5 protein-coding genes are annotated in these 2,809 nt (G+C 40.7%); 3 read left to right on the top strand and 2 right to left on the bottom strand.

Annotated elements, in window-relative coordinates:
• From AB4Z33_RS30690 to AB4Z33_RS30680, 3 genes are all read left to right on the top strand, one after another.
• Positions 1 to 241, top strand: a 241-nt coding sequence (locus tag AB4Z33_RS30690) for an ATP-binding cassette domain-containing protein (RefSeq protein ID WP_442053528.1), incomplete at its 5' end; no start/stop codon positions are given.
• Positions 238 to 1,041, top strand: coding sequence for a metal ABC transporter permease (locus tag AB4Z33_RS30685; RefSeq protein ID WP_442053527.1), 804 nt, complete (start codon positions 238 to 240; stop codon positions 1,039 to 1,041). The genes AB4Z33_RS30690 and AB4Z33_RS30685, both read left to right, overlap by 4 nt.
• Positions 1,042 to 1,065: 24 nt before the next feature.
• A complete protein-coding gene (locus AB4Z33_RS30680) occupies positions 1,066 to 1,872 on the top strand; it encodes a hypothetical protein (protein WP_442053526.1) in 807 nt (268 codons plus the stop codon).
• A gap of 90 nt (positions 1,873 to 1,962) precedes the next feature.
• On the opposite strand, the gene AB4Z33_RS30675 is transcribed toward AB4Z33_RS30680, so the two are convergent.
• Together AB4Z33_RS30675 and AB4Z33_RS30670 are read right to left on the bottom strand one after the other, a co-directional pair.
• Positions 1,963 to 2,388, bottom strand: a complete 426-nt coding sequence (locus AB4Z33_RS30675; protein ID WP_442053525.1) for a disulfide oxidoreductase — start codon at positions 2,386 to 2,388, stop codon at positions 1,963 to 1,965.
• On the bottom strand, positions 2,381 to 2,596 hold the full coding sequence (locus tag AB4Z33_RS30670; RefSeq protein ID WP_442053529.1) for a DsbA family protein: 216 nt from the start codon (positions 2,594 to 2,596) through the stop codon (positions 2,381 to 2,383). Before AB4Z33_RS30670 ends, AB4Z33_RS30675 begins: the two co-directional genes overlap by 8 nt.
• Between the last annotated feature and the right edge of the window lie 213 nt (positions 2,597 to 2,809).

Here is a 2,809-nt window from a genome sequence, read left to right as displayed (position 1 = left end):
CATTCATATCGCGCGAGCTCTTATTAGAGAGCCTGATATATTGTTGTTGGATGAACCGACCACCCATCTGGATATGAGTACTAAAGAGCTTTTATTTTCACTGATTGCAAGCTGCAGACAACGCTCCCCCCATTTACTCACGTTAATGATTACGCATCAAATGGATGAAACCGATTATGGGGTCGATAGCTTATACCTAATGAACAAAGGAAGATTATCAGAAGTCGGGGGTCGATCGTGAAACTGCTCTACTATTTGCAAATCCCCTTAATTCAGCGAGCATTGATTGGTTGTTTTATCGCTGGGGGTTCTTTATCGCTCATTGGTATAGTCGTCATTCAATTTCAACTAACAGTCATCCGATTTGCCCTCATGCACCTTGCACTGTTAGGCGGGGCACTAGGCTTGCTAATTGGGACAAAGCCGACGTTAGGCGCATTGATTGCCATTATGGTTGGCTCCGTGCTATTGGGTCCTTTGTCTTCTAAAATCAAGCTAGAACCAGCTATATTAGGTGCATTTATGATGACCGGTTCGCTTGCAGCTGCATTAATGCTTTTCCACGCTGCCGACGTTCCTGCTATGGAAGTTTTCGGTTTGTTTACTGGGAGCATTCTTACTCTAACAATATTTGATATGTGGATGTTGACAATCATTAGTCTTATTGTGGTTTGTCTATTCTATTTCTGTTATCGGGAAATTCAATTGATCTTTCACGATGCCGAACAAGCCCAATGGCTTGGAATACCGGTAACTTTTATTCGCAATTGTCTAATGTTTGTTACAGGAATCGCTATCGGAATTGCCATGAAGTTGGTTGGCGCATTATTAATTGATGCTTTGTTGCTTCTTCCCGCAATGGCCGCCTCTCGATTAGCAAGAACGTATAAGCAAATGCTGTATTTATCTGTTTTATTCGGAATGATTTCGGCAGTCGGAGGATTTCTTCTTTCATTGCTTTTGAATTTACCAACAGGGGCAACGATCACAATGTTTGGCGTTCTTCTGTTAAGTGCGATTTATCTGGTCACAAGAAAATAAATGCTAATGGAGGTTTTATTACAAATGAAGCGAACGATTTGGAAAATGAAGCTAACGTCTCCCATGGTTGCACTTATAACAAGCGCAATCTTTTTTACTGGGTGTTCCTCGAGTGTTCCTAGTGAAGATACCGGTCATAATCACGATTCAGGGGGCAACCATAATATCGTAGCCTCTACAAGCTGGACTGCTTTGATTGCCAGAACTGCTGGGCTGGACAATATTATGATTCTAGCGCCAGTTGAAATGAAACATCCTAACGAATATGACTTTAAACCGGGTGATATCGAGAAAGTAAATAATGCGGATATGGTCATTTATTCGGAATACGAGCCGTTCATGAAACAAATATTGGAATCCGCTGAAATACCGAAGGCAGACCGATTCGTCATTCAAACTGAGAACACTCCGAACGTATTAAATGAACAAATCAGCTCATTAGCTGAGAAGATGGGTACGACTGCCACTGCAAACAGAGCTCTGGAGGAAATAGAGAGTACCTTCACTGAAATTGGAGATGAGATCTCAAAGTTGGATGCTGCTGATAAACGAGTAGTTGCCCAAGCTTACATGGCGCCTGTAGCAGAATCGATGGGATATGAAGTAGTCGGCGTATTTGGACCGGCAGAGGTAACCCCCACTCAAGCCGCGGAGTTGGCAGCATTGAAGCCGGCGTTAATCATTGATAACTTCAATTTTCCGCAAGGAGCAGAAATCGGAAATTTGGCAGACATTAAAGTGCTTGAACTTCGAAACTATCCCGAAACAGAGAAACAAACATTAGTTGAACTTATTCAAGAAAATGCAAAGAAACTAGGATTGAACTCATAATTTAGTAAACACAAAATAACTGCGGGTTTTGTGTTTACTATTCCTAGTCTTTCTAGATTGTCTTCTTGTCCTTCAGTTTTGATGTACAGTTTACTCTTTATCCCCAACGAATAATAAGAAAGCGATAATTAGAATAAAAGCAGTACCTGCAAGAAACGGTATCGTAATAAATCCTAGCCAATCAATATAATCGACATTGCATGGAACACCATTCGTACAAGGTTTAATCTCATGGAAACCAGGTATCTTTTGAATCGAATAATGATAAATCGAAATAATTCCCCCAATAATGCTTAGAGGTAGAACATACTTCTTAATGGTCCTATCCCCCTTATAAGCAGCAATTCCCAAGAGTATGCTTAAGGGATACATGAATATCCTCTGATACCAACATAGTTCACAAGGAATATATCCTTTAACTTCGCTAAAGTATAAACTGCCTAGCGTTGCAATAAGAGAAACCATCCATGCGAAGTAGAGCAAATAAGGTTGAAAGATAGCTAGCCTCTTACTCATTCTGAACACCGCCAATTTCCTTGTCGATCAGATTTTTGATCTCGTTCATATCAAATGGATTACTAACCTTAATACCATTAATAAGCAATGTCGGAGTTTCATTGATTTTATACTTCGCAACTATTCCCGTATCGATATCGACTTGAGAAGAAGTCGATCGATTCGTTACATCATTGATTAGCTTATCGATATCAATTTCCGTCGGAATGGATTGCGCTATCTTCCTAATCTCTTCTACGGTTATCCACGCTGAATCATGATCCGATGTCGGTTGTGCATAGATCCCGTATCACATGCGATGCTGTGGAGCGATAAGGAGGTTCATAGGGGCTACCGGTAAATTTACTTCAAGGAGAGATAAAATGAACCCTGTTATAGGGCTAGACATATCTAAAGAAGAAAGCCACGGACAAGCTTTTTT

It is taken from the genome of Paenibacillus sp. 2TAB19 (assembly GCF_052115185.1).
GTDB lineage: Bacteria > Bacillota > Bacilli > Paenibacillales > Paenibacillaceae > Pristimantibacillus.
This window is presented reverse-complemented; position numbering and strand designations above follow the sequence as displayed.

Bases quoted from the DNA above. Each gene is read 5' to 3' on its own strand.
- AB4Z33_RS30675 (WP_442053525.1), bottom strand. From the start codon at position 2,388: ATGAGTAAGAGGCTAGCTATCTTTCAACCTTATTTGCTCTACTTCGCA.
- AB4Z33_RS30680 (WP_442053526.1), top strand. From the start codon at position 1,066: ATGAAGCGAACGATTTGGAAAATGAAGCTAACGTCTCCCATGGTTGCA.